Annotated in this window: 22 protein-coding genes and 1 riboswitch; of the genes, 5 read left to right on the top strand and 17 right to left on the bottom strand. The window is 71.5% G+C overall.

What is annotated here, in order from left to right; all coding sequences use genetic code 11:
• Positions 1–81 precede the first annotated feature (81 nt).
• Positions 82–1,413: an aminotransferase class I/II-fold pyridoxal phosphate-dependent enzyme gene (locus V9U70_RS11865; RefSeq protein WP_336674574.1), complete on the bottom strand. Its 1,332-nt coding sequence runs from the start codon at positions 1,411–1,413 to the stop codon at positions 82–84.
• Between the two features lie 36 nt (positions 1,414–1,449).
• On the opposite strand from V9U70_RS11865, the gene V9U70_RS11860 reads away from it, so the two are divergent.
• A complete protein-coding gene (locus V9U70_RS11860) occupies positions 1,450–2,142 on the top strand; it encodes a pyridoxamine 5'-phosphate oxidase family protein (protein ID WP_336674572.1) in 693 nt (230 codons plus the stop codon).
• An 84-nt stretch (positions 2,143–2,226) separates the two neighbouring features.
• On the opposite strand, the gene V9U70_RS11855 is transcribed toward V9U70_RS11860, so the two are convergent.
• The 3 genes from V9U70_RS11855 to V9U70_RS11845 form a co-directional block, all read right to left on the bottom strand.
• Entirely contained in the window at positions 2,227–3,183 is a 957-nt protein-coding gene (locus tag V9U70_RS11855; protein WP_336674571.1) for a DMT family transporter, read from the bottom strand.
• 158 nt (positions 3,184–3,341) lie between these two features.
• The gene (locus tag V9U70_RS11850) at positions 3,342–4,367 is read right to left on the bottom strand and encodes an EamA family transporter (protein ID WP_336674570.1); all 1,026 of its coding nucleotides are present in this window, start codon (positions 4,365–4,367) and stop codon (positions 3,342–3,344) included.
• 129 nt (positions 4,368–4,496) lie between these two features.
• Entirely contained in the window at positions 4,497–5,039 is a 543-nt protein-coding gene (locus V9U70_RS11845; protein ID WP_336674965.1) for a Clp protease N-terminal domain-containing protein, read from the bottom strand.
• Between the two features lie 629 nt (positions 5,040–5,668).
• Between V9U70_RS11845 and V9U70_RS11840 the strand changes: the two genes are divergently transcribed.
• Positions 5,669–6,490, top strand: coding sequence for a PhzF family phenazine biosynthesis protein (locus tag V9U70_RS11840; protein WP_336674568.1), 822 nt, complete (start codon positions 5,669–5,671; stop codon positions 6,488–6,490).
• Positions 6,491–6,549: 59 nt separating this feature from the next.
• On the opposite strand, the gene V9U70_RS11835 is transcribed toward V9U70_RS11840, so the two are convergent.
• Both V9U70_RS11835 and V9U70_RS11830 read right to left on the bottom strand, forming a co-directional pair.
• Positions 6,550–7,329, bottom strand: a complete 780-nt coding sequence (locus V9U70_RS11835) for a CPBP family intramembrane glutamic endopeptidase (RefSeq protein ID WP_336674566.1) — start codon at positions 7,327–7,329, stop codon at positions 6,550–6,552.
• A 139-nt stretch (positions 7,330–7,468) separates the two neighbouring features.
• On the bottom strand, positions 7,469–8,974 hold the full coding sequence (locus V9U70_RS11830) for a glutamate-cysteine ligase family protein (protein WP_336674564.1): 1,506 nt from the start codon (positions 8,972–8,974) through the stop codon (positions 7,469–7,471).
• A gap of 483 nt (positions 8,975–9,457) precedes the next feature.
• On the opposite strand from V9U70_RS11830, the gene V9U70_RS11825 reads away from it, so the two are divergent.
• Complete coding sequence (locus V9U70_RS11825; RefSeq protein WP_336674562.1) at positions 9,458–10,042, top strand: hypothetical protein; 585 nt, start codon at positions 9,458–9,460, stop codon at positions 10,040–10,042.
• Positions 10,043–10,369: 327 nt separating this feature from the next.
• On the top strand, positions 10,370–10,579 hold the full coding sequence (locus tag V9U70_RS11820) for a DUF5999 family protein (protein WP_336674560.1): 210 nt from the start codon (positions 10,370–10,372) through the stop codon (positions 10,577–10,579).
• A 102-nt stretch (positions 10,580–10,681) separates the two neighbouring features.
• Here the strand turns inward: V9U70_RS11820 and gcvP are convergent, their stop codons facing one another.
• Positions 10,682–13,567, bottom strand: a complete 2,886-nt coding sequence (gene gcvP / locus V9U70_RS11815) for an aminomethyl-transferring glycine dehydrogenase (protein ID WP_336674559.1) — start codon at positions 13,565–13,567, stop codon at positions 10,682–10,684.
• Between the two features lie 193 nt (positions 13,568–13,760).
• Positions 13,761–13,855, bottom strand: a riboswitch (glycine riboswitch).
• A 135-nt stretch (positions 13,856–13,990) separates the two neighbouring features.
• On the opposite strand from gcvP, the gene V9U70_RS11810 reads away from it, so the two are divergent.
• Positions 13,991–14,362, top strand: a complete 372-nt coding sequence (locus tag V9U70_RS11810; RefSeq protein ID WP_336674557.1) for a PRC-barrel domain-containing protein — start codon at positions 13,991–13,993, stop codon at positions 14,360–14,362.
• Here the strand turns inward: V9U70_RS11810 and V9U70_RS11805 are convergent.
• From V9U70_RS11805 to V9U70_RS11760, 10 genes are all read right to left on the bottom strand, one after another.
• On the bottom strand, positions 14,284–15,753 hold the full coding sequence (locus V9U70_RS11805; protein WP_336674556.1) for a DNA polymerase IV: 1,470 nt from the start codon (positions 15,751–15,753) through the stop codon (positions 14,284–14,286). The genes V9U70_RS11810 and V9U70_RS11805 overlap by 79 nt on opposite strands.
• Before the next feature lie 96 nt (positions 15,754–15,849).
• Entirely contained in the window at positions 15,850–16,446 is a 597-nt protein-coding gene (locus V9U70_RS11800; RefSeq protein ID WP_419723976.1) for a MerR family transcriptional regulator, read from the bottom strand.
• A gap of 189 nt (positions 16,447–16,635) precedes the next feature.
• Positions 16,636–17,109 (bottom strand): bifunctional nuclease family protein, encoded by a 474-nt coding sequence (locus V9U70_RS11795; protein WP_026281837.1) that lies wholly within the window; start codon positions 17,107–17,109, stop codon positions 16,636–16,638.
• Between the two features lie 53 nt (positions 17,110–17,162).
• Positions 17,163–17,906, bottom strand: coding sequence for a transcriptional regulator FtsR (ftsR, locus tag V9U70_RS11790; RefSeq protein ID WP_336674552.1), 744 nt, complete (start codon positions 17,904–17,906; stop codon positions 17,163–17,165).
• A gap of 42 nt (positions 17,907–17,948) precedes the next feature.
• On the bottom strand, positions 17,949–18,728 hold the full coding sequence (locus V9U70_RS11785) for an FHA domain-containing protein (RefSeq protein ID WP_336674551.1): 780 nt from the start codon (positions 18,726–18,728) through the stop codon (positions 17,949–17,951).
• A 190-nt stretch (positions 18,729–18,918) separates the two neighbouring features.
• On the bottom strand, positions 18,919–19,731 hold the full coding sequence (locus V9U70_RS11780; RefSeq protein WP_336674549.1) for a DUF881 domain-containing protein: 813 nt from the start codon (positions 19,729–19,731) through the stop codon (positions 18,919–18,921).
• Between the two features lie 5 nt (positions 19,732–19,736).
• A complete protein-coding gene (locus tag V9U70_RS11775) occupies positions 19,737–20,069 on the bottom strand; it encodes a small basic family protein (RefSeq protein WP_006376801.1) in 333 nt (110 codons plus the stop codon).
• Positions 20,066–20,980, bottom strand: a complete 915-nt coding sequence (locus V9U70_RS11770; RefSeq protein WP_336674545.1) for a DUF881 domain-containing protein — start codon at positions 20,978–20,980, stop codon at positions 20,066–20,068. Before V9U70_RS11770 ends, V9U70_RS11775 begins: the two co-directional genes overlap by 4 nt.
• Positions 20,981–21,080: 100 nt before the next feature.
• Complete coding sequence (locus V9U70_RS11765; protein ID WP_336674543.1) at positions 21,081–23,576, bottom strand: mannose-1-phosphate guanyltransferase; 2,496 nt, start codon at positions 23,574–23,576, stop codon at positions 21,081–21,083.
• Positions 23,577–23,693: 117 nt separating this feature from the next.
• Positions 23,694–24,293 (bottom strand): cardiolipin synthase ClsA, encoded by a 600-nt coding sequence (locus V9U70_RS11760; RefSeq protein ID WP_336674541.1) that lies wholly within the window; start codon positions 24,291–24,293, stop codon positions 23,694–23,696.
• Positions 24,294–24,506 lie beyond the last annotated feature (213 nt).

The following is a 24,506-nucleotide window of genomic DNA, read 5'->3' as shown; positions in this document are numbered from 1 at the left end:
GGGCACGACCGGCCCCCTCGGCCCACGGCGAACCGTCCGGCCCGACGCCCGCGCACCACGCCGAGGCGGGCTTGGGCCGCCTCAGCCGTAGGTGACCGGCCGCGCGGGGCCCGCCGCGGCCGCCAGAGCGTCCGCCAGGGGGCCGATGTCCGCCGCGGTCAACCCGGAGACGGTGAGCCGCACGCCTTGGGGCGCGGCCACCCGGAAACGGGCGCCCGGGGCTACAGCCCAGCCCGAGTGGAGGAGCCGGGCGACCGCCCCGGTCTCGTCGCTGACGGGGACCCACACGTTCATTCCGCTGCGCCCGTGCGCGATCACACCACGTTCCTCCAGCGCGTGGATGAGCGCGTTCCTCCGGTCGCCGTAGGAGCGGGCGACCGCGCGGACGTCGACCGCCCCCGAAGTCCACAGGTGGAGCACTGCACGCTGCAGCAGCCGGCTGACCCAGCCCGGCCCCAGCCGCTGCCGCCCCGTGACCCGGTCGACCGTGACGGCGTCCCCCGTGAGCACGGCCACCCGCAGGTCGGGGCCGTATGCCTTGGCCGTCGACCGGACGAACGCCCAGTGGGTCGTGACGCCCCCGAGCGCGTGCAGCGGCAGGTCGACAATGGCGTGCCCGTGGTCGTCCTCGATGAGCAGCACCTCCGGGTGGCGGGCCAGGACCGTCCGCAGCTCGCGGGCCCGCCGCTCGTCCAGCGACGCACCGATGGGGTTCTGCGCCCGGTCCGTGACGACGAGCGCCCTCGCTCCGGCCCGCAGCGCCCGCTCGACATCCGCGGTCAGCGGGCCGGCGTCGTCCACGCCGACCGGCACGGCGCGCAGCCCGAGCGCCGGAACGAGGTCGAGCACACTGCCCCAGCCCGGGTCCTCCACGGCCACCGCGTCGCCCGGCTTGAGGTGCGCCGCGAGCACCCGTTCGATCGCGTCGAGGGCGCCGGAGGTAACGGCCACCGGCCCGGCGGGCACCCCGTCGGCGTCCAGCCCGGCGCGGGCCTGCGCGGCGAACTCCGCGACGACCGGGTCCTGTCCGTACAGCCCGTGATCCCGCGCGTCGACGGCGGTCGCCGCGGCGAAGGCCGGCCCGAGGTCGGGGAGCAGCGCCGGGTCGGGGTTGCCCTCTCCGAGGTCCCGCACGCCCGGCGGAGCCTCGATCCGCAGGGAGCCGCGCGAGGTACTGGCCGGTGCAGGCCGCACCCGGCTGCCCCGGCGACCCGCCGTCTCGATCACCCCGCGCTCGCGCAACGTCCGGTAGGCGGCGGCCACGGTGTTGGGGTTGACCTCCAACCGGGCCGCCAACTCCCGCATGGGGGGCAGCACATGACCCGGTGGGAGGTCCCCGGAGCCGACGCCGCGCTCCACACTCGCGGCGATCTCCGACGCCCGCCGCCCGCTGATCCGATACTCTTCTAGCACAAACAGTATTATGCACTAGTGCAATGGAGTAGGCAAATGCAGCACACCGCACCGTCCGGCCGGGTGGGTTCCGCATCCGCCCCCTACCTCCCCACCGCCCGCACGGTTCCCACCCGGGCCAGGGAGCGGGCCTCCTACGACCGGGAACTGGTCCACTCGATCCTGGACGACGCCTGCCTCTGCCATCTGGGCTTCGTCCGCGACGGCGCACCGGTCGTCCTGCCGACCCTGTTCGGCCGGGTCGGCGAGCGGCTGTACGTCCACGGCTCGACGGGCTCGCGCCCGCTGCGGTCGGCGAACGCCGGCGACCCCGGCCTCGCGGTCTGCCTGACCGTCACCCACGTCGACGCCCTCGTGCTGGCCAGGGCCGCCTTCCACCACTCGATGAACTACCGCTCCGTGGTGGTGCACGGGACCGCGGTGACCGTGACCGACCCGGAGGAGAGGCGGATCGCCCTGGACGCGATCGTGGACCAGGCGGTCCCGGGACGCTCCCGGGACTCCCGGCCGGCCGATGCCAAGGAGCTCGCCGCGACCGCGGTGGTCCGGCTGGACCTGAACGAGGTGTCCGCGAAGGTCCGTACCGGCGGGCCCAACGACGACCCCGAGGATCTCGGCCTCCCCCACTGGGCCGGCATCGTGCCGCTCACCCGCGGCCACGCGACACCGGTCCCGGCCAAAGACCTGGACCCGGCCGTCGGCGTACCGGACTATCTGTCCACGCTCTGACGGCCCGCGCGCGGGCCGAGGTCAGGGCCCGGGCGGGCGGGCCGGGGCCGGGGAGCCCCGCGAGCCCGCCCGCCGCCGTGGCCGTTACACGGCCACGGCCTCGCCGCGGCGCGCGGCCGCGGCCTCCCGGGTCTCGGCCAGGGCCAGTCCGGCCACAGCTGCCAGCAGGAGCAGCGTGCCGACGACCGTGGCCGCCGTCAGCCGCTCGCCCAGGAGGGTCACCGCGATGACCGCCGCGCTCACCGGCTCGAGGAGCATGATCACGGAGACGGTGGCCGAGCGGACAACGGCCGCGCCCGCGAAGTACAGCGCGTACGCGAGCGCGGTGGGAACAGCGGCCACGTAGAGCAGCAGCCACAGGACCCGCGCGGTCTCTGCGGTGTGCGGCACGAGGCCCTCGGCCAGCGCCATGGGCAGGAGCCCCACCGCGCCGACACCGAACGCCCAGGCGCTGGTGGCCAGCGCGTCACCACCGCCGCCGTCCCGCCCGAGCCATCGGGTGAGCAGGGTGATCGCCGCGTACCCGGAGGCGGACAGCAGCGCGAGCAGCACCCCGGCGGGCACCACGTCACCGCCCTCGCCTCCCAGAACCAGCACGGCGAGCCCCGCCGGCGCCCCGGCCACGGCCGCCAGACCGCGCCTTCCGAGGCGTTCGCCCAGCAGCAGCCGCGCGCCGACGGCGATGAGGACGGGCCCCGCGCCCAGCGTGACCACAGTGCCGACCGCGAGACCGGTGACCTCCACCGCCGCGAAGTAGGAGCTCTGGAACAGGGTGAGACCGACCCCCGTGCCCACCACCCTCAGCAGGCGCCGCCTCCGGGGCTCGGGCTGCCGGAGCGCTCGCCGGGGACGGAGCACGAGCGCCCCGGCGAGCAGCAGGAGGCCGCCTGCGCAGCGCCAGAAGGAAAGGGCGAGGGGGCCGAGATCGCTGACCCGGAAGACCAGGGAGGCGGCCGCGCCCGCGGTGCCCCATGCGATTCCGGCAACGGCGAGATACAGCAGGCTCCGCCCGACGGGCAGAGCGGATGCGGAGAGGGACATAGGAGTGCTCCAGAAGAAGACAGGATGGTGGTCGCTCGGCCGCGCACGCGGGCAGCGACGAGCCGCTCGGGGACTGCCCGAGCCCGGTCTTCGTCAGGAGTCGCCGCCCGCGCTAGTCGGCGGGCGGCGGCAGCACAGTCAGATGCATGACCGGCACACTAATGCGGGGCCCGGTCGGCGGACAACTCCTCCTCTGCGGTCGCGGCCGACGCGGCCGCCCCGGCCGCGACCGGCCCGGACGGCGGCTTGGGCGCGGTGGACTGGGCGATGAACGCGCCGGTCAGGACCACGAGGCCGCCGATGAGCTGAGGCGGGGAGAGGTGCTCGCCCAGCAGCACCCAGGCCAGGCCCGTCGCGATGACCGCTTCGAGGCAGGCCACGACCCCGGCCACCTGGGGCGAGAGCAGACGGACCGAGACGACCCCGGTGACGTACGCGAGCACGGTGGCGAGGAGCACGATCCAGCCGAGCAGCAGCCAGGCGGGGATCGCGTCGCCGTTCATGTCGGCGCTGCCGCCGAGCAGCGACCAGTCCATGCCCCACGGGCGCGCCACGGCGGTGAGAACCGCCGCGCCGACGAGCAGGCCGTAGGCGATGACGCCGACGGGGTCCGGGGGCACGGTGTCCTCACACCCGTCGCCTCGGCCGCTCGGCCCGCGGTGGTCGGAGAGGACGAAATAGCCGACCTGGCAGAAGGCGGCGCCCAGGGCGAGCAGCAGCCCGAGGAGATCGAAGCCGAGCCCGGCCCAGACCTCGACGACACACGCGAGGCCGCCGACGGCCAGGACCACGCCGAGCGCGGCGGCCCGGGTGACGGGCCGCCGCTGGACGAAGCGGACCCAGCAGAGGACCAGCGCGGGCGCCAGGTACTCGACGAGGAGCGCCACTCCGACGGGAATCCGGGAGATCGCGGCGAAGTAGCAGGCTTGCACCCCGGCCACGGCGAACAGTCCGAACCCCGCCAGCAGGGCGGGGCGTTCGCGTACGAGGTTCCGGTGCCGCCAGGCGACGGGCAGCATGATCAGAGCGGCCCCGGCGACCCGTAGCCAGACCACGTGGAGCGGGTCGAGCCCCGCTTCGATCAGCGGCTTGGCCGCCACTCCGGAACCGCCGAACGCAAAGGCCGAGGCAAGGGCGAGCCCCAGGCCGGCGCTTCTGCCCTGCAACCCCGAAGACGCGTGCATCGGCACATCATGACAGCAGTCGACAGGACCGTCACCCTGGTGACGCCTGTCGAGACGGCCCGCCCGGACGCCTCCCCCGCCCCACCGGACGCGACGCCTGCGCCGGGCCCCGCCGACGCACCCGGCCCCTCACGCCGACCGGGACGCCTCGCCCGCACACCGTGCCGCGCGGCCCGCCAGCCACCCGGCGTCCACCCCCGCGCCTGCCAGCACGTCCACCGCTCGGCATTCGGCGTCGGTGACCAGCGCGGCCAGCAGGTCGAGACCGCCGGCACGCGCCGCGCCGCGCAGCCGCGCACGGCGCAGCGCGTCCTCCATGGCGGCGAGGGCCGAGGGCGACCAGCCGTCGGCGGCCGGTTCCCGCGCGACCGCGACGGCCCCGGAGTCCTCGACCGAGCCCTGCCAGCGGAGCCCGTAACCGATACTGCGCAGCACGAGGTATCCGAGGACCCTGGCCAGTTGCGGGCTTCCGTCGAAGGTTTCGCGGACGGCGGGGTCCGTCTCGATCAGCGAGTGCAGGAGGTGGGCGGTGTCGACCTGCCGGTCGCGGTCGCGCAGCGCACGTCTGCGGGCAGCCGTCACCACCGACGCCAGCTCCGCGGTGAGGCGGGCATCGTGTCGGGGGCGGTTCGGTGCGGGCTGTTCGGGCATCCACGGCGTCCGGTTCTGCACACCTGCCACCCCATCAGTCCCGGGGCGCGGACACATCGCCGAGGGGCCCATGCACACGTCCCACAGAAGTTGGGCGCGCCTCAGCGCCCCCTCATCCTTGGGGATGAGATCGCGCCGGGGCGCAGAACGGTGGCACCGTGGGGGCGCGCCGCCTTGCGCCGCACCCAGGGGCGACCACGAGGCCTGCGGAGTCGTCCTCATGCCGAGCACGCAGGAAAGGGACCGGAGGGCAGGAACGGGTGTTCTGGTTGGTCGCACTGCTCGCCCAGGACGGCCCGGAGTACGTCTACCGGGTGTACGCACCGGACGACGCCCTGCCCGCCGACCTGTTCCGGGCCGCTTTCCACTGGCACGGCGAGGCCCGCCCCGGCGCGTCGGACCGCTTCGACACCGCGGTGCTCAAGCCACGGGCGCGTGAGCGGGTCACGGTCCCCACCGGCCAAGGCAGCTCGGGTGCACGGGGCCTCGGCGCCCCTGGAGCCGGTCCGCCCGGCCGCACCGTACGCGGGGAGGCCGCGGCATACGGGCCCGGGCCACGCCGTGCACGCGCGGGCCGCGGACGGGGGAAGGGGCCAGACGCCTCGTATTGGCCTTGGTCCGCCGCCACACCGGCGCTCTACGGTCGGCGCATGAGAATTCGTATCGTCGACGCGTTCACCGACCGCCCCTTCTCCGGCAACCCCGCGGGCGTCCTGCTGCTGGAGGCCGACGCCTTCCCTGACGCCGAGCGCCTCCAGGAGATCGCCGCCGAACTCAACCTCTCCGAGACGGCGTTCGCCCACCCGCTGCCGAGCGGCGGCGCGGCCGACTGGGCGCTGCGCTGGTTCACCCCCACCGCCGAGGTCGGCATGTGCGGGCACGCGACGCTCGCCACCGCCCACGTCCTTCACCCCACAGGGCGGGCCGCCGGACCGGTGCGCTTCGCCGCGCGCTGCGGGGTGCTGACCGCCACCGCCCGCCCGGACGGCGCCTTGACCCTGGAGTTCCCCACCTCCCCGCTCGTCGACGAGCCGGTGCCGGACGGGCTCGCCGCGGCGCTCGGCACCGAGCCCGTGTCGGCGCACGGCACCGGGGAGCACATCGGCGACCTGCTCGTCGAGGTGCGGGACGAAGCGACCGTACGGGCGCTCGTGCCGGACCTGGCGGCCCTGGCGGCCCACTCCCGCCGCGGTGTCATCGCCACCGCCGCGGCCGAGGACCCCGCCCGCGGCTACGACTACGTCTCGCGCTGCTTCTTCCCCGCCCTCGGCATCGACGAGGACCCGGTGACCGGCAGCGCCCACACCGCGCTGGCCCCGTTCTGGTCGGCCCGGTTGGGCCGCGACGACCTCACCGGGCTCCAGGCCTCGTCCCGGTCCGGCCTGGTGCGCACCGCGCTGCGCGGCGAACGCACCCTGCTCACCGGCGCCGCCGTCACCGTCATCGACGGCGAGCTGCTCACCTCGCTCTGACCCCGCCCGTGCCCGCTCCGCGTACGCGGTCGGCGCCCTGCGAGGGGCGCCGGCCCAGGTCAGGGCGTCGGCAGCCAGTCCACCCGGCCGGCGAGCAGGGCGTATCCGACGAAAGCACCGATGTCCAGGAGGGTGTGCGCGACGACGAGCGGCCCCACCCGCCCCCAGCGCCGGTAGAGGAGCACGAAGACGACGCCCATCACCACGTTGCCGATGAAACCGCCGATGCCCTGGTACAGATGGTAGGAACCGCGCAGCACGGAGCTGGCCGCCAGCGCGGCCATCGGCGTCCACCCGAGCCCGCCGAGCCTGCGCAGCAGGTACCCGACGACGATGACCTCCTCCACCACGGAGTTCTGCACCGCGGAGAGGATCAGCACGGGGAACTTCCACCAGACGTCGGGCAGGGACTCCGGGACGACCGTCAGGTTGAATCCGGTGGCCCTGGCGACGAGGTAGAAGGCGAGCCCGGCGCTGCCGATTCCCGCCGCGATCAGGGTGCCGCGGCCGAGGTCGGACCAGGGTCTCGTGCGGTCGAACCCGATGGCGCGAAGACCGGCCCCCTCCCTGATGAGCAGATGCGCCACGAGTGCCACCGGCACCAGAGCTGTCGCGATTCCGAACATCTGCCAGGCCAGATCGAGCCATGGGCGGCCCGGAGCGTACGAGCCGTTGAGCGTCGCCGCCTGGTCCTGGAGCCCCCCCGGTCTCGTCAGCGATCCTACGAAACTGATGAGGGCCGACACCCCGCTGGCCCCCAGGGAGAGCGCCAGGACCAGCAGCGTCTCGTGCCGCAACGTCCGCCGCGACACGGCCTCCTGAGGAAATGCATCAGCCATGCGGCCCGCTTCCACCTGTCCACCCGCCTTCGGTTCTGCCATCGCGTCTCGTCCCGCCCGCCGTCCGGCCGGGGCCTAGGACACGGGTAAGAAGATCATGCGTGACAGGGCGGGGGCGACCGCCGTGGCTCGGCGGAGCTCAGGGCGCGGGGAAGCCCACCGGCCAGGTGTGCACCGGCTCTCCGGCGTTCATCAGCTCGGCGTAGCGACGGGTGGTGGCCGCGAGCGCAGCCTCCCGCCCGAGGCCCGCCTCCCGGGCCCGGTAGTACGTGGCGACCTGCCAGGAGGCCCCATTGACGCGCCGCTTGCAGCGCTCCTCGATCACGCCGAGGTAGCGGTCCCGGTCCACGGGTTCGATGTGCCAGGCGTCCAGCCCCGCTGCGGCGAGCGGCAAGAGCTCCTCCCGCACGAGCTGTACGGCCGGGACCCTGGCCAGCCCGCCGGAGCGGCCGGGCCGCGGCCACAGCAGCTCGGCGTCGATCCCGTGGCGGCAGGCCTCGGTGAAGTTCTCGGCGGCGGCCTCGAACGGCAGTCGGCTCCACACCGGCCGGGACTCCTCGGCCAGCGCCCGTACCAGCCCGTAGTAGAACGCGGCGTTGGCGATCACGTCGGTGACCGTCGGCCCGGCGGGCAGCACCCGGTTCTCCACACGCAGGTGGGGGACCCCGCCGGCGACCCCGTACACCGGGCGGTTCCAGCGGTAGACCGTGCCGTTGTGCAGGACCAGTTCGGCCAGTTCGGGCACCCCGCCCTCGTCGAGGACCTTCAGGGGGTCCTCCTCGTCGCAGATGGGCAGCAGCGGGGGGAAGAACCGCAGGTTCTCCTCGAACAGCTCGTGGGCGGAGCTGATCCAGCGCTCCCCGAACCAGGTCCTCGGCCGCACCCCCTGGTTGACCAGCTCCGGCGGCCGTACGTCGGTGGCCTGCTGGAACAGCGGCGGCCGGGACTCCCGCCACAACTCCTTGCCGAACAGGAAGGGGGCGTTGGCGCCCAGCGCGATCTGGACGGCGGCGACCGCCTGCGCCGCGTTCCACACGTCGGCGAACCGGGCGGGCGTCACCTGCAGGTGCAGCTGCACCGAGGTGCAGGCCGATTCCGGGGCGATCGAGGGGGAGGTGCAGACGAGGCGCTCCACGCCTTCGATGTCCAGGGCGAAATCCTCCCCCCGGGCCGCGGCCATTTGGTCGTTGAGCAGGGTGTAGCGGTCCACGTCCGAAAGGTTCGCCGACACCACGTCCTGTTGGCCCAGGGTGGGGAGGATTCCGATCATCACGATCCCGGCATCCACCTCGCCGGCCTTCCGGTGTGCATAGGCGAGGCCCGTCCGCAACTCCTCCGCGAGCTGATCGAAAACCCGGCCACCGAGGCGGTGCGGAACAATATTCACTTCGAGGTTGAACATCCCCAGTTCGGTCTGGAAATCCCGGCTCGCAATGCGCTGGAGCACTTGCTTGTTCAACATGCGGGGCATGCCGTCGGAGCCCGCGAGATTCAATTCGATCTCCAGACCCATCAGGTTGCGCGGACGGTCGAACCTCCGCTCCGCCAGGAGTCTGCCCAGCCCTTCCAGGCACTGGCCGAGCTTGGCGCGGTACTCCTGCCGATCGGCCAGGTCAACGGCTCCTGCGGCGACCTTCTCCCCCATCGAGGGGTCCCTCCTCCAGTGGCGGCCCGCGACCCAGGCCGCTCGCATCACGATCGATAATGCCCAGCGGGAGTGATCCGTAACGCCCCCGCGGGCCCGCGACACCCGGTAGTCTGGGTGACGGAGACCACAGGCACATTCCCATGGCACGAGTCAGTGGAATTTTCGACCGAACGGTGCGCGACGAAATCAGTGACGATTTTCGGCCTACCGTGCCATCGACAGGACGCCAGGCCAGCCACGAAAAGGGCGGAGCACTTCACCCGAAAAGCCGTGATGTGAAGTCCGGATGGCTCCTTGTGCGAAATACCCCCGACTGCTACCGGAAACGCCGCGTGAACAAGCGTCATATAAACTCCGCTGGACGAGGTAGCGAGTCGACGCGATTCGCCCGTCACCGGCCGGCTCCGGCCCCGCATGCCGACAGCGTTGTCTGCACCCGCCCAAGCGTCACCGTGTCTCCCGAGTGAGAGGCGACCCACTATGCCGCTGCATGTCCCCCCGGCTCCCGCGCCGGCCCTGCGCAGTGTTCTCACGGCCCTCGGTTCACCCACCGCAGTCCGCGAGGCCAGAACATCCGCTCTCCGATCCGTCCAGGGACCGCTGAGCCCCGAACTACCGCTTCCCGTGCACGTGCTGAGCCGGACCGCTCCGGGCCGTTCGGCGCCGCTGACACGCCTCGCGGCCTGGCGTTTCCTGATCCGGAGCGAGGGACGCTCCGTGGCCGCGGCGGACACCGTGCTCACCCCCGACGGCTGGGCGTTCTCACACTTCTTCGAGGGCCCCTACCTCGCCTCGACCGAGCTGGCCGTCCGGCAGGCGGAGTCCTCGACCGCCGACTGCCAGGCCCGGTTGCTGTCCATCCCGGAGCTGTACATGCTCACGCTCTGGCTGCACGGCGACAGCGGGGCCGACGCCGCCGACGGTGTCCTCGCACCGACGGACATCCTGGTGCCACTGGCACCGGCTCCGCCGGGCATCATCGCCCACCGCCCGCACCGGGTCGCCGATCTGCTTCCCGTCATCTCGCTCCGCGTGGACCCCGGGCCGCTGCTCAGCTCGGCCTGAACCACCACGGCCACGGCCCGCCGGCCCCCACGGCGACCCGCTCCGCCCGCGCACGGGCCCAGGGAACGGGACACCGCGGGGGCCGTGCGCTGCCCACTCGGACTAGCCCGGTCCGGTCACCCCGAACCCCCCAAAGGGACAGTGCAGTTGCGGTGGACCGCCCGCGCGGGTGACGCATCACGGAAGGGGGACGGGAGCTGCGGCGAAATCCCTGCGGAATCGTCCCCGGGGGGCAAGACTGGGACACGACCGACTGATACGGGGGCGGCCATGAACAGCTCATCCAGCCGCAGGACTCACGACTCGACACAGCGAAAGAACCCCTCCATGTGCCAGCACCAGCCACCCTGCCCCACCGCCGACTCCCCCGACCGGGAGGCCGCCCGTCTGACGGCCCACCATCCCGAACAGGGCTGGAGCCTGCTGTGCAACGGCGTCCTGCTCTTCGAGGACACGGGCGAACTGCTGCCGGACGGGCAGATCATCGCGCCGCACCGGACGCCCCTGGCGGTCGGGCGCGTGGTGGAGGCCGCCTGACCGCGACCGCACGAGCAGGGGCCGGCCCGGAGAGGTCCCCGTACCGGCCCCGGCGCCTGCCCGGCGCGCGCCGACCGCGGCGCACGCCCTGCGACAGGCGGTTCAGCTGTCGTACGCGTCCAGCGGCGGGCAGGAGCACACCAGGTTGCGGTCGCCGAAGGCCCCGTCGATCCGGCGCACCGGCGGCCAGTACTTGTCCGCCGCGGCCACACCGGTCGGGAAGACGGCCTCCTCACGGCTGTAGCCGTGCTCCCAGTCGCCGCCGAGCGCCGCCGCCGTGTGCGGGGCGTTGCGCAGCGGGTTGTCGTCCGCGTCCCACTCGCCGGTGGCGACCTTCTCGATCTCCGCACGGATCGCGATCATGGTGTCGCAGAAACGGTCGAGCTCCGCGAGGTCCTCGCTCTCGGTCGGCTCGATCATCAGCGTGCCCGCCACCGGGAACGACATCGTCGGCGAGTGGAAGCCGTAGTCGATCAGACGCTTGGCCACGTCGTCGATGGAGACTCCGGTCGCCTTGGCGAGCGGCCGCAGGTCCACGATGCACTCGTGCGCGACCAGCCCGGCCGGGCCGTTGTACAGGATCGGGAAGTGCGGCTCAAGACGCTTGGCGATGTAGTTCGCGGCCAGCACGGCCACCTGCGTGGCGCGCTTGAGCCCCTCGCCGCCCATCAGACGGACGTACGCCCATGAGATCGGCAGGATGCCCGCCGAGCCCCAGGGAGCGGCCGAGATAGGCCCCACCCCGGTCTCCGGGCCCGCACCGGGCTGGAGGGGGTGGTTGGGCAGGTAGGGGGCGAGGTGTGAGCGGACGCCGACGGGGCCGACGCCGGGGCCGCCGCCGCCGTGCGGGATGCAGAAGGTCTTGTGCAGGTTCAGGTGCGAGACGTCGCCGCCGAACTTGCCGGGCTTGGCGAGCCCGACCAGCGCGTTGAGGTTGGCGCCGTCGACGTAGACCTGACCGCCCGCGTCGTGCACCTCACCGCAGATGTCGGCGACGTGCTCCTCGAAGACCCCGTGGGTGGAGGGGTAGGTGATCATGAGCACGGCCAGCTCGTCGCGGTACTGCTCGATCTTGGCCCGCAGGTCCGCGATGTCGACCTCGCCGTCGTCGGCGGTCTTCACCACCACGACCTTCATGCCCGCCATGACGGCGCTGGCGGCGTTGGTGCCGTGCGCGGACGAGGGGATCAGGCAGACGGTGCGCTGGTCGTCACCGTTGGCCCGGTGGTAGGCCCGGACGGCCAGCAGTCCGGCGAACTCGCCCTGCGATCCCGCGTTGGGCTGGATGGACACGGCGTCGTAGCCGGTGACCTCCGCCAGGCGCTCCTCCAGCTCGCGGATGAGCGTGAGGAAGCCCTGTGCCTGCTCGGCGGGGGCGAAGGGGTGCAGCGCGCCGAACTCGGGCCAGGTGATCGACTCCATCTCGGCGGTCGCGTTCAGCTTCATCGTGCAGGAGCCGAGCGGGATCATGCCGCGGTCCAGCGCGTAGTCCCGGTCCGCGAGCTTGCGCAGGTAGCGCAGCATCGCGGTCTCGGAGCGGTACTGGTGGAAGACCGGGTGCGTCAGGATGTCGTCGCCGCGCAACAGCCCCACGGGCAGCGCGTCGGCCACCGCGGCGTCCAGCGCCTCGATGTCGCCATCGGCCCCGAAGGCGGCCCAGACGGCGGCTACCTGCGTGCGGGCGGTGGTCTCGTCGCAGGCGACGGAGACGTGGTCGGCGTCGACGAGGCGCAGGTTGACGCCCCGCTCCCGGGCGTCCGCGACGACGGCCGCCGCCTTGCCCGGCACCCGCACGGTCAGCGTGTCGAAGAACGCCCCGTGCACGACGTCGACCCCGGACGCGCGCAGCCCCTCGGCCAGGATCGCGGCGAAGCGGTGGGTGCGCCGGGCGATCGTCCGCAGCCCCTCGGGGCCGTGGTAGACGGCGTACATCCCGGCCATGACGGCGAGGAGCACCTGCGCGGTGCAGATGTTGCTGGTGGCCTTCTCCCGGCGGATGTGCTGCTCGCGGGTCTGGAGGGCCAGGCGGTACGCCTTGTTGCCGTCGGCGTCGACGGATACGCCGACGAGACGGCCCGGGAGGCTGCGGGCGAACGTGTCGCGGACCGCCATGAAGCCGGCGTGCGGGCCGCCGAAGCCCATCGGGACGCCGAAGCGCTGGGTGGTGCCGACCGCGATGTCGGCGCCGAGCGCTCCGGGCGAGGCGAGCAGCGTCAGGGCCAGCAGGTCCGCGGCGACGGTGACGATCGCGCCGAGCTCGTGGGCCTGCTCGATGACGGGCTCGATGGCGCGCACGGCGCCGGAGGCGCCCGGGTACTGGAGCAGCACGCCGAAGACGCCGCGCTCGGCGACCTCGGCGGGGATGCCCTCGCTCAGGTCGGCGACGACGACCTCGACGCCGGTGGGCTCGGCGCGGGTCTCGATCACCGCGACGGTCTGCGGCAGGGTGTCGGCGTCGACCAGGAAGACGCCCTTCTTCACCTTGCCGACCCGCCGGGACAGAGCCATGGCCTCGGCGGCCGCGGTGCCCTCGTCGAGCAGCGAGGCGCCTGAGGTGGGCAGCCCGGTCAGCTCGGCGACCATCGTCTGGAAGTTCAGCAGGGCCTCCAGGCGACCCTGGGAGATCTCCGGCTGGTACGGCGTGTAGGCCGTGTACCAAGCGGGGTTCTCCATGACGTTGCGCAGGATCACGGGCGGCGTGAACGTGCCGTAGTAGCCGAGGCCGATCATCGGGGCGAGCACCTGGTTGCGGTCGGCCAGTGACCGCAGCTCGGCCAGGACGTCCGCCTCGCTGCGCGCCGAGGGAAGGTTCAGGGCCTCCGCGCTCTTGATCACGTCGGGCACCGCGGCGGCGGTGAGCTCGTCGAGGGAGCCGTAACCGACCTGGGCGAGCATCTTCGCCTGGGCCTCGGCGTCGGGCCCTATGTGGCGCTGCTCGAACAAAATGCCCTGCTCCAGCTGGGCGAGCGGAGTGCGACGGGGGGTCATGGTGGAGGCCTCCTGGTCTGTCACGACCTGCGAGGGGCACCGCGGCGTGGGTGCCCGGACGGCCTCCCCCTCTGTCATCTCAACCTGAGAGCTTCACCGGCCCGCCCGGAGGCGTGCCGACTTTCACCGTCGGTGAGGGTCGAGTCCGTCCGGGCCTGCGCCCGCACGGAACCGCCCTGCTTTCCAGAGTGACCTCATCCGTGCGGTACGGGGGCCTGAGAGATTCCGGGGAGGAGTTGCTCCTTCGGCGCCTCCGGACCCGCCGGAGGACTCTCCCGCACGGGGTCAGCAGCCATACGCCAGCCTACCAGCGGCCACTGGGCCGGAGCTCTCGAGTGGCCGACACCCCGCATCTGCACTTGTGTGGGGCTGGTGGGCGTCAGGGACCGCGCCCCGGAGACGTGGCGACCAGTGGGAGGCACCGTGCAGAGCGACATCGATCCGCGCCGCCTGATCGGCCGCAAGGCATTCGATCGCAAGGGCGCCAAGATCGGAACGGTGGATGAGGTCTATCTCGACGACGCGACGGGCGTCCCCGAGTGGGCGGCCGTGCGCACCGGACTGTTCAGCAGGGACGCCTTCGTGCCCCTGGAGCCCAGCGAGTTCACCGAGGACGCGCTCCGCGTCCCCTTCGACCGCTCGCTGATCAGGGGCGCGCCGGACTTCGGCGTCGGACGGCACCTCTCGCCCGAACAGGAGCTCCAGCTCTACCGGCATTACGGGCTGGACTCGCCGCCCTCACAGGAACCGGGGCCCGACCGCGACTTCGGGCGTCTTGCGGGCCAGGAGGAGTAGTCGTCCGGCTCCCGGACGAGCGGCAGCGGGTCGGCGGGGCGCAGTCGCGGATCGTCGGTGCGGAAGGTGGCGACCCGGCCGGGCGCGCCCCACGGCTCCTCGAACCGGACGGTGACCCGGCCGACGCCGCTGCCCTGCACCCAGCCGTGCCCGTGCTCCTCGTGGCGCACGTCGTGGCCGGCGGGCCAGCGCCGGGCCGCGAGCAGCTCCTCGCCCTCCCGGCCGCCCTCCTCCGTGGCGGGCTCCTCGCCCCCGGCAGTCTCTCCGCCCGACCGGGGCGGCTGCGGTTCACGCGAGCGCCGCGCCAGCTCCCGGGCATCGGCGGCCTGGGCGAACAGGTCCTCCTGGGTGTAGTCGGCGAGCCCCGTGACACCGACGCCCAGGAGCCGTACGCCCCCGGTGGTGTCGACGGACTCCAGAAGCCGCCCGGCGGCCTCACGGACCACGGTGGGGTCGTCCGTGGGGCCTCTGAGGGTCTCGGAACGCGTCAGCGTGGAGAAGTCGTAGCGGCGGACCTTCAGCACCACGGTGCGGCCCGACCGGTCGGCGGCGCGCAGCCGCTCCACGCACCGCACCGCCAGACGCTCCACCTCGGCCCGCACCCGCACGCGGTCGTGCAGGTCCATGTCGAAGGTGTCCTCCACCGACACGGACTTGGCATCCCGCTCGGCGACGACCGGCCGGTCGTCGAGTCCCAGGGCCATCCGGAAGAGCCCGTGGCCGTGGGCCTTGCCGACCAGCCGTACGAGCTCCGCCTCGCCCGCCTCGGCCAGATCGTGGACGGTGCTCATGCCCGCGCGCCGGAGGTGGTCGCCGGTGGCCGGGCCGACCCCGGGCAGGACGCGGACGGACATGGGGGCCAGCAGCTCTCGCTCCGTGCCCGGTTCGATGAGCAGCAGTCCGTCCGGTTTGGCCTGCTCGGACGCGATCTTGGCCAGCATCTTGGAACCGGCGAGGCCGACGGACCCGCTCAGGCCCGTCACCGCCCGGATGGCCTTGCGCAGCCCCTCCCCCGCGGCACGGGCCGACTCCGCGTCGTCGGCCGTCCCCCCGGCCTCCAGATCGACGAACGCCTCGTCCAGACTCAGCGGCTCCACCAGAGGCGAGAGACGCCCCAGGAGCTCCATCACCTGGTCGCTCACGGCCCGGTACAGCGAGAAGCGGGGCACCAGGTAGGCGGCGTTCGGCGCGAGACGTCGGGCCTGGGCCGTGGGCATCGCCGAGTGCACCCCGAAGCGGCGCGCCTCGTAGGAGGCCGTGGCGACCACGCCCCGGGGTCCGAGACCGCCCACCACGACCGCCTTGCCGCGCAGGCTCGGCTTGGCCGCCTGCTCCGCGGAGGCGTAGAAGGCGTCCATGTCCAGATGGAGAATGGTCGGCACGGGTCTCACACCGTCGATGCTGCCCTACGGCACTGACAACGGGGCTGCCCGACGCCCCGGAGGGCGCCGGGCGGTCCCGGTCCGCTGGTCCGTCTCAGGACCCGCTCAGCCGGCCCTGTTGCGCCGCCGCGCCAGTTCGTCGGCGGGATTGTGGCCGATCAGCGTCTCGCCGGTGTCGACCCGCTCGCCGTGGAGCTGGGAGAGCGCCACGTCGACATCCCGCCAGACGACGCCGACAGCGATACCGAACACGCCCTGACCGCCCTGGAGCAGGCTGACGACCTCGTCGGGCGAGGAGCACTCGTAGACCGTGGCCCCGTCGCTCATCAACGTCATGCGCTCCAGGTCCTGGAAGCCCCGGGCTCTCAGGTGCTGAACCGTCGTGCGGATGTTCTGCAGAGCGACACCGGTGTCCAGGAACCGTTTGACGATCTTGAGGAGGACCACGTCCCGGAAACTGTAGAGACGCTGGGTCCCCGACCCGTAGGCCGGCCGCACGCTCGGCTCGACCAGGCCCGTGCGCGCCCAGTAGTCGAGCTGGCGGTAGGTGATCCCCGCCGCCGCGCACGCCGTCGGCCCGCGATAGCCGATGTCGCCGGCCGCTGCCACGCCGTCCGCCGCCACCGCGGCCGGCGGAACCGGCTGCCTGATGGCGTGGTCGGCCCCACTGCCGTGCTGCGGATACGGCCCACCCGCCGCCATACCGTCGCCGCTGATTCTCACGCCGACCTCCGTCCTTGACCTGCCCACTCGAAGGTAGGCAGTCACTCGGGGTGCGTCAACGATCGCCACACTCGGCACGCCGAGTGATAATCACCCTGAGGGTGGTTTCCCGTGTCTCATTTCCGGGAAGGGCTTTTCGGATGCGCTGACGACACCCTGCGGGACGGGTCACTGGCTGCTGGAACCGAAGTCCTCCGGTGAGATCTGATCGAGGAATTCGCGGAACTTCTCCACCTCGTCCTCCTGCTCGTCGGGGATCGCGATACCCGCGTCGTCCAGCACTCCGTCACTGCCGTAGATCGGCGTGCCGGTCCGCAGGGCGAGCGCTATGGCGTCGGACGGCCGGGCGCTCACCTCCACTCCGCTGGCGAAGACGAGTTCCGCGTAGAAGACCCCTTCGCGAAGGTCCGTGATGCGCACTTCCGTGAGCTCCTGGCCCACGGCCTCGAGCACATCCTTGAACAGGTCATGGGTCAGCGGTCTGGCCGGAGCCATGCCCTGCTGGGCGAAGGCGATCGCGGTCGCCTCCCCGGGACCGATCCAAATGGGGAGGTACCGGTCGCCTCCCACTTCACGCAGGAGAACGATCGGTTGGTTGGAGGGCATTTCCACCCGGACACCGACAACGTCGAGCTCGTTCACACAGCAACCCTAGGACGTGCTCGCCATGTTTGGGTAGTCGGGGCTCTTCGGGATCAGTGCGGACGGCTCCGCAGAGACGTCTGGACGAGTGCCGCGTGCAGCCGGACGGAGAGCTCGGCAAGCTCGTTGGCCATGGTCTCCGCATGGGCTCTGGTCTGCGGATTACGGTGCCGTCGCAGGGGCGCGACCACCTGTTCGACCAGTCCCGCCTCACGGTCGGCGGAGGCGCGCATGGCTCGAAGGTGCCGCGGTTCGAGACCGAATCGCCCCAGATCCGCGACCAGCTTCGCCACGGTCACCGTCTCGGCGTCGTAGCCGCCGTCCGGGGCAGGGGTGACCAGCCCGTAGGACTCCCATTCCGCCAGCCGGTCCTCGTCCACCTCGGCCGCCGCCAGCAGCTCGGAGCGTCCGATCCGCGCGGCGGTCGTGGCGCCCGGTCCGTTCTCCCAGGCCCCCTCGCCCAGGTCTCGCTGGCCTCCCGGCGAGGGAAGAGCCGGCTGCTCCCCCCGCGCCAGGGCGTCCAGATGCTCCCGGATGACCTTGAGCGGCAGGTAGTGGTCCCGCTGCATGCGCAGCACCTGAGCCAACCGCTCCACATCGCGGGCGGAGAACTTCCGGTAGCCGGAAGGAGTGCGCTGCGGCTCGACCAGCCCTTCGGCCTCCAGGAACCGGATCTTGGAGATGGTCACTTCGGGAAACTCGTCGCGCAGCTGGATGAGCACGGTACCGATGCTCATCGAGCGCGCTTCCGCGGAGGCGGTGCCGTGACCGGCACCGCCTGTCGGTGTTCGCAGCATGGGCCTTCCTGGGGGTCCCCCCGGACATCGTCCGGGGGCGGGTCACACGCCCCGCGGGCTCGCATAGAAGACCAGGCGGTACTTTCCGATCTGGACTTCGTCGCCGTTGGACAGCTGGACCGCATCGATGCGCTCACGGTTGACGTAGGTGCCGTTGAGGCTGCCGACGTCACCCACGGTGAAGCTACCTTCCGGACTCCTGCGGAACTCCACATGACGGCGCGACACGGTCACGTCGTCGAGAAAGATGTCGCTCTGCGGGTGGCGCCCGGCGGTCGTCAGGTCGCTGTCGAGCAGGAAGCGGCTCCCGGAGTTCGGGCCGCGGCGCACGACGAGCAGCGCGGAACCTCCGGGCAGCGCGTCGACGGCCGCCTGGGCCTCCGGGGAGAGCGACGGCAGAGCCGTCTGCCCCGTCGCCTCCGCCTCGTACGCCTCAAGGCCGGAGATGGAGATCGTCGACGTCGTCTCCGAGGCGCGCTCGGGAACGCCGCCCCGCAGCGGCGTACCGCAGTTGGAGCAGAACCGGCTGGCCTCCGCGTTGCGATGGCCGCACCTCGCACAGACCGGCATCGACGCGCCCTCCGGGGTGGTCCCACCACCCTCACCCGCGGCTGATGGTGCGCCGAAACCTATGCGCCCGGCACCGGCAGGGTCAACAGACGACACGCCGGGGGCACCCGGGGCTCCGGGCACCTCATCGCGGAAGAGCGGGCGCTCCGCCTCCTGCGCCTCGCCTTGACCATGGCGCGGAGCACGGTGGCGGGCAGCACTGTTGCTGTCCTCGCGTGCGCTCTTCCCGAACAACTTCGCAAACAACTTCACGGGCGATTCCCCTTGACCGACATAGACCCGCCCGTGGGGCAGGACGAACCTCTCATGAACACACCTGCCGACCCGGACATCTTCACAACGTCCGTATCCACTCGACAGTTTCCACCACGCACCACCAATCCGGTGCGCCGACCCCCCGCAACCGTCCGACCCGGTCCACCGGTCCGAACACTCCCCCGGTTCACGGGGATGACGACCGAGCGTAGTCAGGCCGCTGCGCTCGTCGCAAGGCGTCCACGACGATGTCGTCGGACCGTTCCACCACCACCGTGGCCTGCTCCTTCTCCAGTGTCTGGACCACCCCGCCGGGGATGTTGAGGGCGGGCTCCAGGTCCTGCGGCTTCCCGATCACCGTGAAGGTGTACGGCGCTTCGATCTTCTGCCCGTCCACCTGCACGTCACCGCCGTCGCCGGAGAAATACGTGTTGGCCACCACCCGCACACCGTTGACCTGGATCGCCTCGGCGCCCGCCGCCCGCAGCTCCTGGAGGGCGTCGAGCAGCATGTCGGGCGCGACGGCCCCAGCGGGGTCGGTGATGGTCAGGGTGATCCCGGGGCCGTGGGCCGCCACCGTGCCCGCGAGGATGCCGAGCTGACGCTCTTTCTCCAACGTCTGCTTCCGGGCCTCCTCTGCCTGGTCGGAGCTGTTCTCCAGCTCGGTGCGCTGGTCGTCCAGGCGCTGCTTCTCGTCCTCCAGACGCTCGGTCCGGTCGTCGACCTCGTCGAGGATACGGACCAGGTCCTCCTGGCGGGCTCCCCGCAACGCGCTGTCGTCGTTGGTCGACCGCACCTGGATGGCGAGCCCCAGGCCGAGCCCGAACAGCAGCAGGGCGACGACGAGTTGAGCCCGGCTCAGCCGGGGCGGCCACAGGCCTGCCAACAGCCTCTGGCGTCCCGAGACCTCCTCGGCCGCGGGCGGGGGGACAGCGCGCTCGGGAGCGGCGGACGCGCCGGGGTCGGGCTGTTCGCTGCGAGGTGCGTCGTCGTGGTTCATCGGCCTCACGCCCGGAAGACGTGCCGGCGGATGGCCGCGGCGTTGGAGAAGATCCGGATGCCGAGCACCACGACGACACCGGTGGAGAGCTGCGCGCCCACGCCCAGTTTGTCGCCGAGGAAGACGATCAGCGCGGCCACCACCACGTTGGACAGGAAGGAGACCACGAAGACCTTGTCGACGAAGATGCCGTCGAGCATCGCCCGCAGCCCGCCGAAGACGGCGTCGAGGGCGGCCACCACCGCGATCGGGAGATAGGGCTCGACCACCGCCGGCACTTCGGGGCGAACCAGCAGTCCGGCCACGACTCCCACGACGAGGCCCAGTACGGCGATCACGATGTGCCCTTCCCTGTGTCTGCCGCACCTCTGCCGGCGGCCTTCGGCTCTGCTGTACGGACGATCAGACTCGGCGCGGCCGGGAGCCGCAGCTTCTCCTGGTCGGACATGCTGGTGCGGATGTCGAAGCTCTCCTTCAGCGCGTTCAGATACTGCCCGTCCGCGCTGTCGCGGAACACGTTGGCGAGCCTCTTCCCGTTCCCCACCGCCAGCACCGTGTACGGCGGCACGAGCGGTCTGTTGTCGACCAGTATGGCGTCACCGGCCGCCCGGATGGCCGACAGCTGCGTCAGCCGCTGCCCGTTGATGGCGATGGCCTCAGCACCGGATTCCCACAGCCCGTTGACGACACGCTGCATGTCCCGGTCCCGCACCCGACCGGTGTCGGAGAAGCTGGTGGACTCTCTCGGGCCTCCGCCGCCCTGGTCGGTGCTCTTGGCGTCGTCGACGACGAGCTTGACGCCCGGCCCCTCGACGGGCGTCGCTCCGGCCAGCAGCGCCACCAGCTCGCCCTGGTCACCACCGTGCCGTTCCAGGGCCTTGCGCTGGCGCTCGCTCACATCGGCACGGAGTTCGTCGACCTCCGACTCCAGCGTGTCCGCCGTCTTCGTCTCCGCGTCGATGCGGTCGATCAGCTCCTCGCGCTCCTTGGCGACGACCGGTGCCGAGATACGTGCCTCTGCGGCGCCGAGGGTGACCACGAGTGCGGCCACGACCAGGCCGGCCGCCAGCCAGAGCTTCGACCTGAGCGTGCGGGGCAGGCCCTCGCGGCCCTCCTCCCGGCGGCGCGCCGCGGCCTCCGCGTACCCGTCGTCGAGGCTGTGGTCCATCACGTTGTTCAGCAGCGACATGGACGCGTCGGGGCGCGCGGGCCGGGTGGCGGTGCTCCGATCGGGGGACTGCTGCGACATGCCGCACATCGTCGCACGTCACCACGGCTGCCGCCGAATGGCCCCACCGGTGTGCCGGAACGCCCCGGGGAGGGGGTTCCGGCACACCCTGCCGGGCTCGTCAGTCGCCCGCGCTGTCCACGACCGCGGACCACTCGTCGAGCAGCGCCTGCGCCGACGCGTCGTCCGGGCCCTCCGCCCACAGATGGGTGACGGCTTCGGCCCGGTCGGGCAGCACCATGACCCACCGGCCGTCCGCCTCGACCACGCGGACCCCGTCGGTGGTGTCCACGCTTCGGTCGCCGGCCGCTTCGACGACCCGGCGCATCACGAGCCCCTTGACGGCCCAGGGCGTCGCCAGATCACGCCGCAGGACGTGGGCCCGGGGGATGCGGGCGTCGATCTGGCTCAGCGTGAGCTGGGTGCGTGCGACGAGTCCGATGAGCCGGACGAAGGCTGCGGTCCCGTCGAAGACGCTGCTGAATTCGGGAACGATGAACCCTCCGCGCCCGTCTCCCCCGAAGATGGTGGTCTCCTCGCGGCCCACCCGGGTGAGGTCGTCGGGCGAGGTGGTCGTCCATTCCACCTGGGTGCCGTGGTAGGCGGCGACCTGCTCGGCGACCCGCGTCGTGGTGACGGGCAGCGCGACACGGCCGCTGCGCCGCTCGGCGGCGACGAGATCGAGGAGGACCAGCAGGGCGCGGTCGTCCTCGATGATGCGGCCCAGTTCATCGACGAGCGAGAGCCGCTCGCCCACCGGGTCGAACCGCACACCGAAGGCGGCGCGCGCCGAGGACACGATCTCCCCCAGCCGCACGAGTCCCGCCCGTCGGCTCTCGGCTGACTCGGTGGGCCGCGACTCGTCGAGCCCGGGGTTGATCGTCAGGGCGTCCACCCCGAGGCGGCCGAGGAGGCTGGGCAGCACGAGCCCGGCACTGCCGTTGGAGGCATCGACGACGACCTTGAGGCCGGAGTCCGCGATGCCCTCGACGTCGACGTTCCGCAGCAGTGAGCCGGTGTACGAGTCGAAGACGCTGGACGGGAAGTGCAGGTCCCCGATCTCGCCGGGAAACGCCCTGCGGTACTCCTGCCGCGCGTAGACCCGGTCGAGCTTGCGCTGCTGTGCCTGCGAGAGGTCCGCTCCGCGCTCGTCGATGAACATGATGTCGACCGAGTCCGGCACACCGGGTGACGTACGGATCATGATGCCGCCCGCGCTGCCCCGGGCTGTCTGCTGCCGGGCCACCGGCAACGGGACGTTCTCCAGGTCACGGACGTCGATGGCGCTGGCCTGGAGGGCCGAGATGACGGCGCGCTTGAGTGCGCGAGCCCCACGGGAGTGGTCGCGGGCAGTCGTGACCGTGGACCCCTTCTTCAGGGTCGTGGCGTAGGCCCCCGCCAGGCGGACCGCCAGTTCCGGGGTGATCTCGACGTTGAGAATTCCGGAGACCCCGCGCGCTCCGAAGAGGTGCGCCTGCCCCCGCGACTCCCAGATCACCGAGGTGTTGACGAACGCACCGGCCTCGATCGTCTTGAACGGGTACACCCGTACGTTGCCCTGGACGATCGACTCCTCGCCGACCAGGCACTCGTCGCCGATGACGGCGCCGTCCTCGATCCGGGCCGCACGCATGATGTCGGTGTTCTTGCCGACCACGCAGCCGCGGAGGTTGCTGTGCTGCCCGATGTAGACGTTGTCGTGCACCACGGCCTTGTGGAGGAAGGCCCCGGTCTTGACGACGACGTTCGATCCGACCACCGTGTGCTCGCGGATCTCAGCATCCGCCTCGACCTTGGCGTAGTCACCGATGTACAGCGGACCGCGCAGGACGGCGTCGGGGTGGACTTCCGCGCCCTCGGCCACCCAGACGCCGGGCGAGATCTCGAAGCCGTCCAGCTCCACGTCCACCTTGCGCTCCAGGACGTCCGCCTGGGCCTTGACGTAGCTCTCGTGCGTGCCGACGTCTTCCCAGTAGCCCTCGGCGATGTAGCCGTAGATCGGCTTCCCCTCCTTCATCAGCTGGGGGAAGACGTCGCCCGACCAGTCGACGGAGGTGTCCGCCTGCACGTAGTCGAAGACCTCGGGCTCCATCACGTAAATGCCCGTGTTCACGGTGTCCGAGAAGACCTGGCCCCAGGTCGGCTTCTCCAGGAAGCGCTCGACCTGACCGTTCTCGTCCACGATGGTGATCCCGAATTCCAGTGGATTGGGAACCCTGGTGAGGCAGACCGTGACGAGGCCGCCCTTTTCCTTGTGGAAGGCGATGAGGTCAGTGAGATCGAAGTCGGTGAGCGCGTCGCCGGAGATGACGAGGAAGGTGTCGTCCTTCAGCGCCTCCTCGGCGTTCTTCACGCTGCCAGCGGTGCCGAGTGGCTTCTCCTCGTTGGCATAGGTGAGCTCCATCCCGAGCTCCTCCCCGTCCCCGAAGTAGTTCTTGACCAGGGAGGCGAGGAATTGGACGGTCACCACTGTTTCATTGAGCCCATGCCGCTTGAGCAACCGCAGGACATGCTCCATGATCGGCCGATTGGCCACGGGCAGGAGCGGCTTGGGCATGCTCGAGGTCATGGGGCGAAGGCGTGTGCCTTCACCACCAGCCATCACGACGGCCTTCATGTCGGAAACGTCCTCCTAGAGACGACGGTTAGCCGAGATCACCCGTCAGAGCGTCATTCAAGACATCGTCCGCGGGCCGGCCACACTGCGCGGCACCGCATCAACGGGCTCAATCGGCTACTGCTTCCGCCTTACGAGTCGGCGGACCTGAACCACATAGAGGATTCCTGCCCACCAATAGAGCGTTGTACCCCATCCTGCGAACGCCCATCCGAAAACGGCGGCCAGTACAGCCAGCCAACCACTCCCGTCGCTGAGCAGCAACAAGGGGAACGCGTACATGAGGTTGAAGGTTGCAGCTTTCCCGAGGAAGTTGACCTGCGGGGGCGGATAGCCGTGGCGGCGCAGGATGGCCACCATCACGAGCAGCATCAGCTCCCGGGCGAGAAGGGCCGCGGTGAGCCAGAGCGGCAGGATCTCCCGCCACGTGAGCCCGAGAAGGGTGGAAAGGATGTAGAGACGGTCAGCCGCCGGGTCCAGGAGCCGGCCGAGGCTGCTGATCTGGTTCCACCGTCGGGCGAGCTTGCCGTCGAGGTAGTCGCTGATGCCGCTGAGCATCAGCACCAGCAGGGCCCAGCCGTCACTGTTGGGCCCACCGAACACGGGGCGGAGGATCAGCCACAGGAAGAGCGGTACGCCGACCAGGCGAGCCATGCTGAGGATGTTGGGGATGGTGAGGACCCGGTCCGTCTGGACCCGAGTCTCCTGGACCTCCACCCGGGGGCCTCCTGTGAAGAACGTGCCAATGATGCCTCCTGACCTTACCCCCAGCTTCTGCCGACAGGAGCACAGGGGTGGGAGGGGCGCCCTTCTGCCTTCCCTCGTATCCGGTCCGGAACGCAGAAAAGCCCCGTGCCAATGGCACGAGGCTTTCCCGGAAAAATTGTTCGGCGGCGTCCTACTCTCCCACAGGGTCCCCCCTGCAGTACC

This window comes from Streptomyces pratensis (assembly GCF_037137275.1).
GTDB classification, from domain to species: domain Bacteria; phylum Actinomycetota; class Actinomycetes; order Streptomycetales; family Streptomycetaceae; genus Streptomyces; species Streptomyces pratensis_B.
This window is presented reverse-complemented; position numbering and strand designations above follow the sequence as displayed.

Bases quoted from the DNA above. Each gene is read 5' to 3' on its own strand.
- V9U70_RS11860 (WP_336674572.1), top strand. From the start codon at position 1,450: ATGCAGCACACCGCACCGTCCGGCCGGGTGGGTTCCGCATCCGCCCCC.
- V9U70_RS11855 (WP_336674571.1), bottom strand. From the start codon at position 3,183: ATGTCCCTCTCCGCATCCGCTCTGCCCGTCGGGCGGAGCCTGCTGTAT.
- V9U70_RS11850 (WP_336674570.1), bottom strand. From the start codon at position 4,367: ATGCACGCGTCTTCGGGGTTGCAGGGCAGAAGCGCCGGCCTGGGGCTC.
- V9U70_RS11840 (WP_336674568.1), top strand. From the start codon at position 5,669: ATGAGAATTCGTATCGTCGACGCGTTCACCGACCGCCCCTTCTCCGGC.
- V9U70_RS11835 (WP_336674566.1), bottom strand. From the start codon at position 7,329: ATGGCTGATGCATTTCCTCAGGAGGCCGTGTCGCGGCGGACGTTGCGG.
- V9U70_RS11830 (WP_336674564.1), bottom strand. From the start codon at position 8,974: ATGGGGGAGAAGGTCGCCGCAGGAGCCGTTGACCTGGCCGATCGGCAG.
- V9U70_RS11825 (WP_336674562.1), top strand. From the start codon at position 9,458: ATGCCGCTGCATGTCCCCCCGGCTCCCGCGCCGGCCCTGCGCAGTGTT.
- V9U70_RS11820 (WP_336674560.1), top strand. From the start codon at position 10,370: ATGTGCCAGCACCAGCCACCCTGCCCCACCGCCGACTCCCCCGACCGG.
- gcvP (WP_336674559.1), bottom strand. From the start codon at position 13,567: ATGACCCCCCGTCGCACTCCGCTCGCCCAGCTGGAGCAGGGCATTTTG.
- V9U70_RS11800 (WP_419723976.1), bottom strand. From the start codon at position 16,446: ATGGCGGCGGGTGGGCCGTATCCGCAGCACGGCAGTGGGGCCGACCAC.
- ftsR (WP_336674552.1), bottom strand. From the start codon at position 17,906: ATGCTGCGAACACCGACAGGCGGTGCCGGTCACGGCACCGCCTCCGCG.
- V9U70_RS11780 (WP_336674549.1), bottom strand. From the start codon at position 19,731: ATGAACCACGACGACGCACCTCGCAGCGAACAGCCCGACCCCGGCGCG.
- V9U70_RS11770 (WP_336674545.1), bottom strand. From the start codon at position 20,980: ATGTCGCAGCAGTCCCCCGATCGGAGCACCGCCACCCGGCCCGCGCGC.
- V9U70_RS11765 (WP_336674543.1), bottom strand. From the start codon at position 23,576: ATGAAGGCCGTCGTGATGGCTGGTGGTGAAGGCACACGCCTTCGCCCC.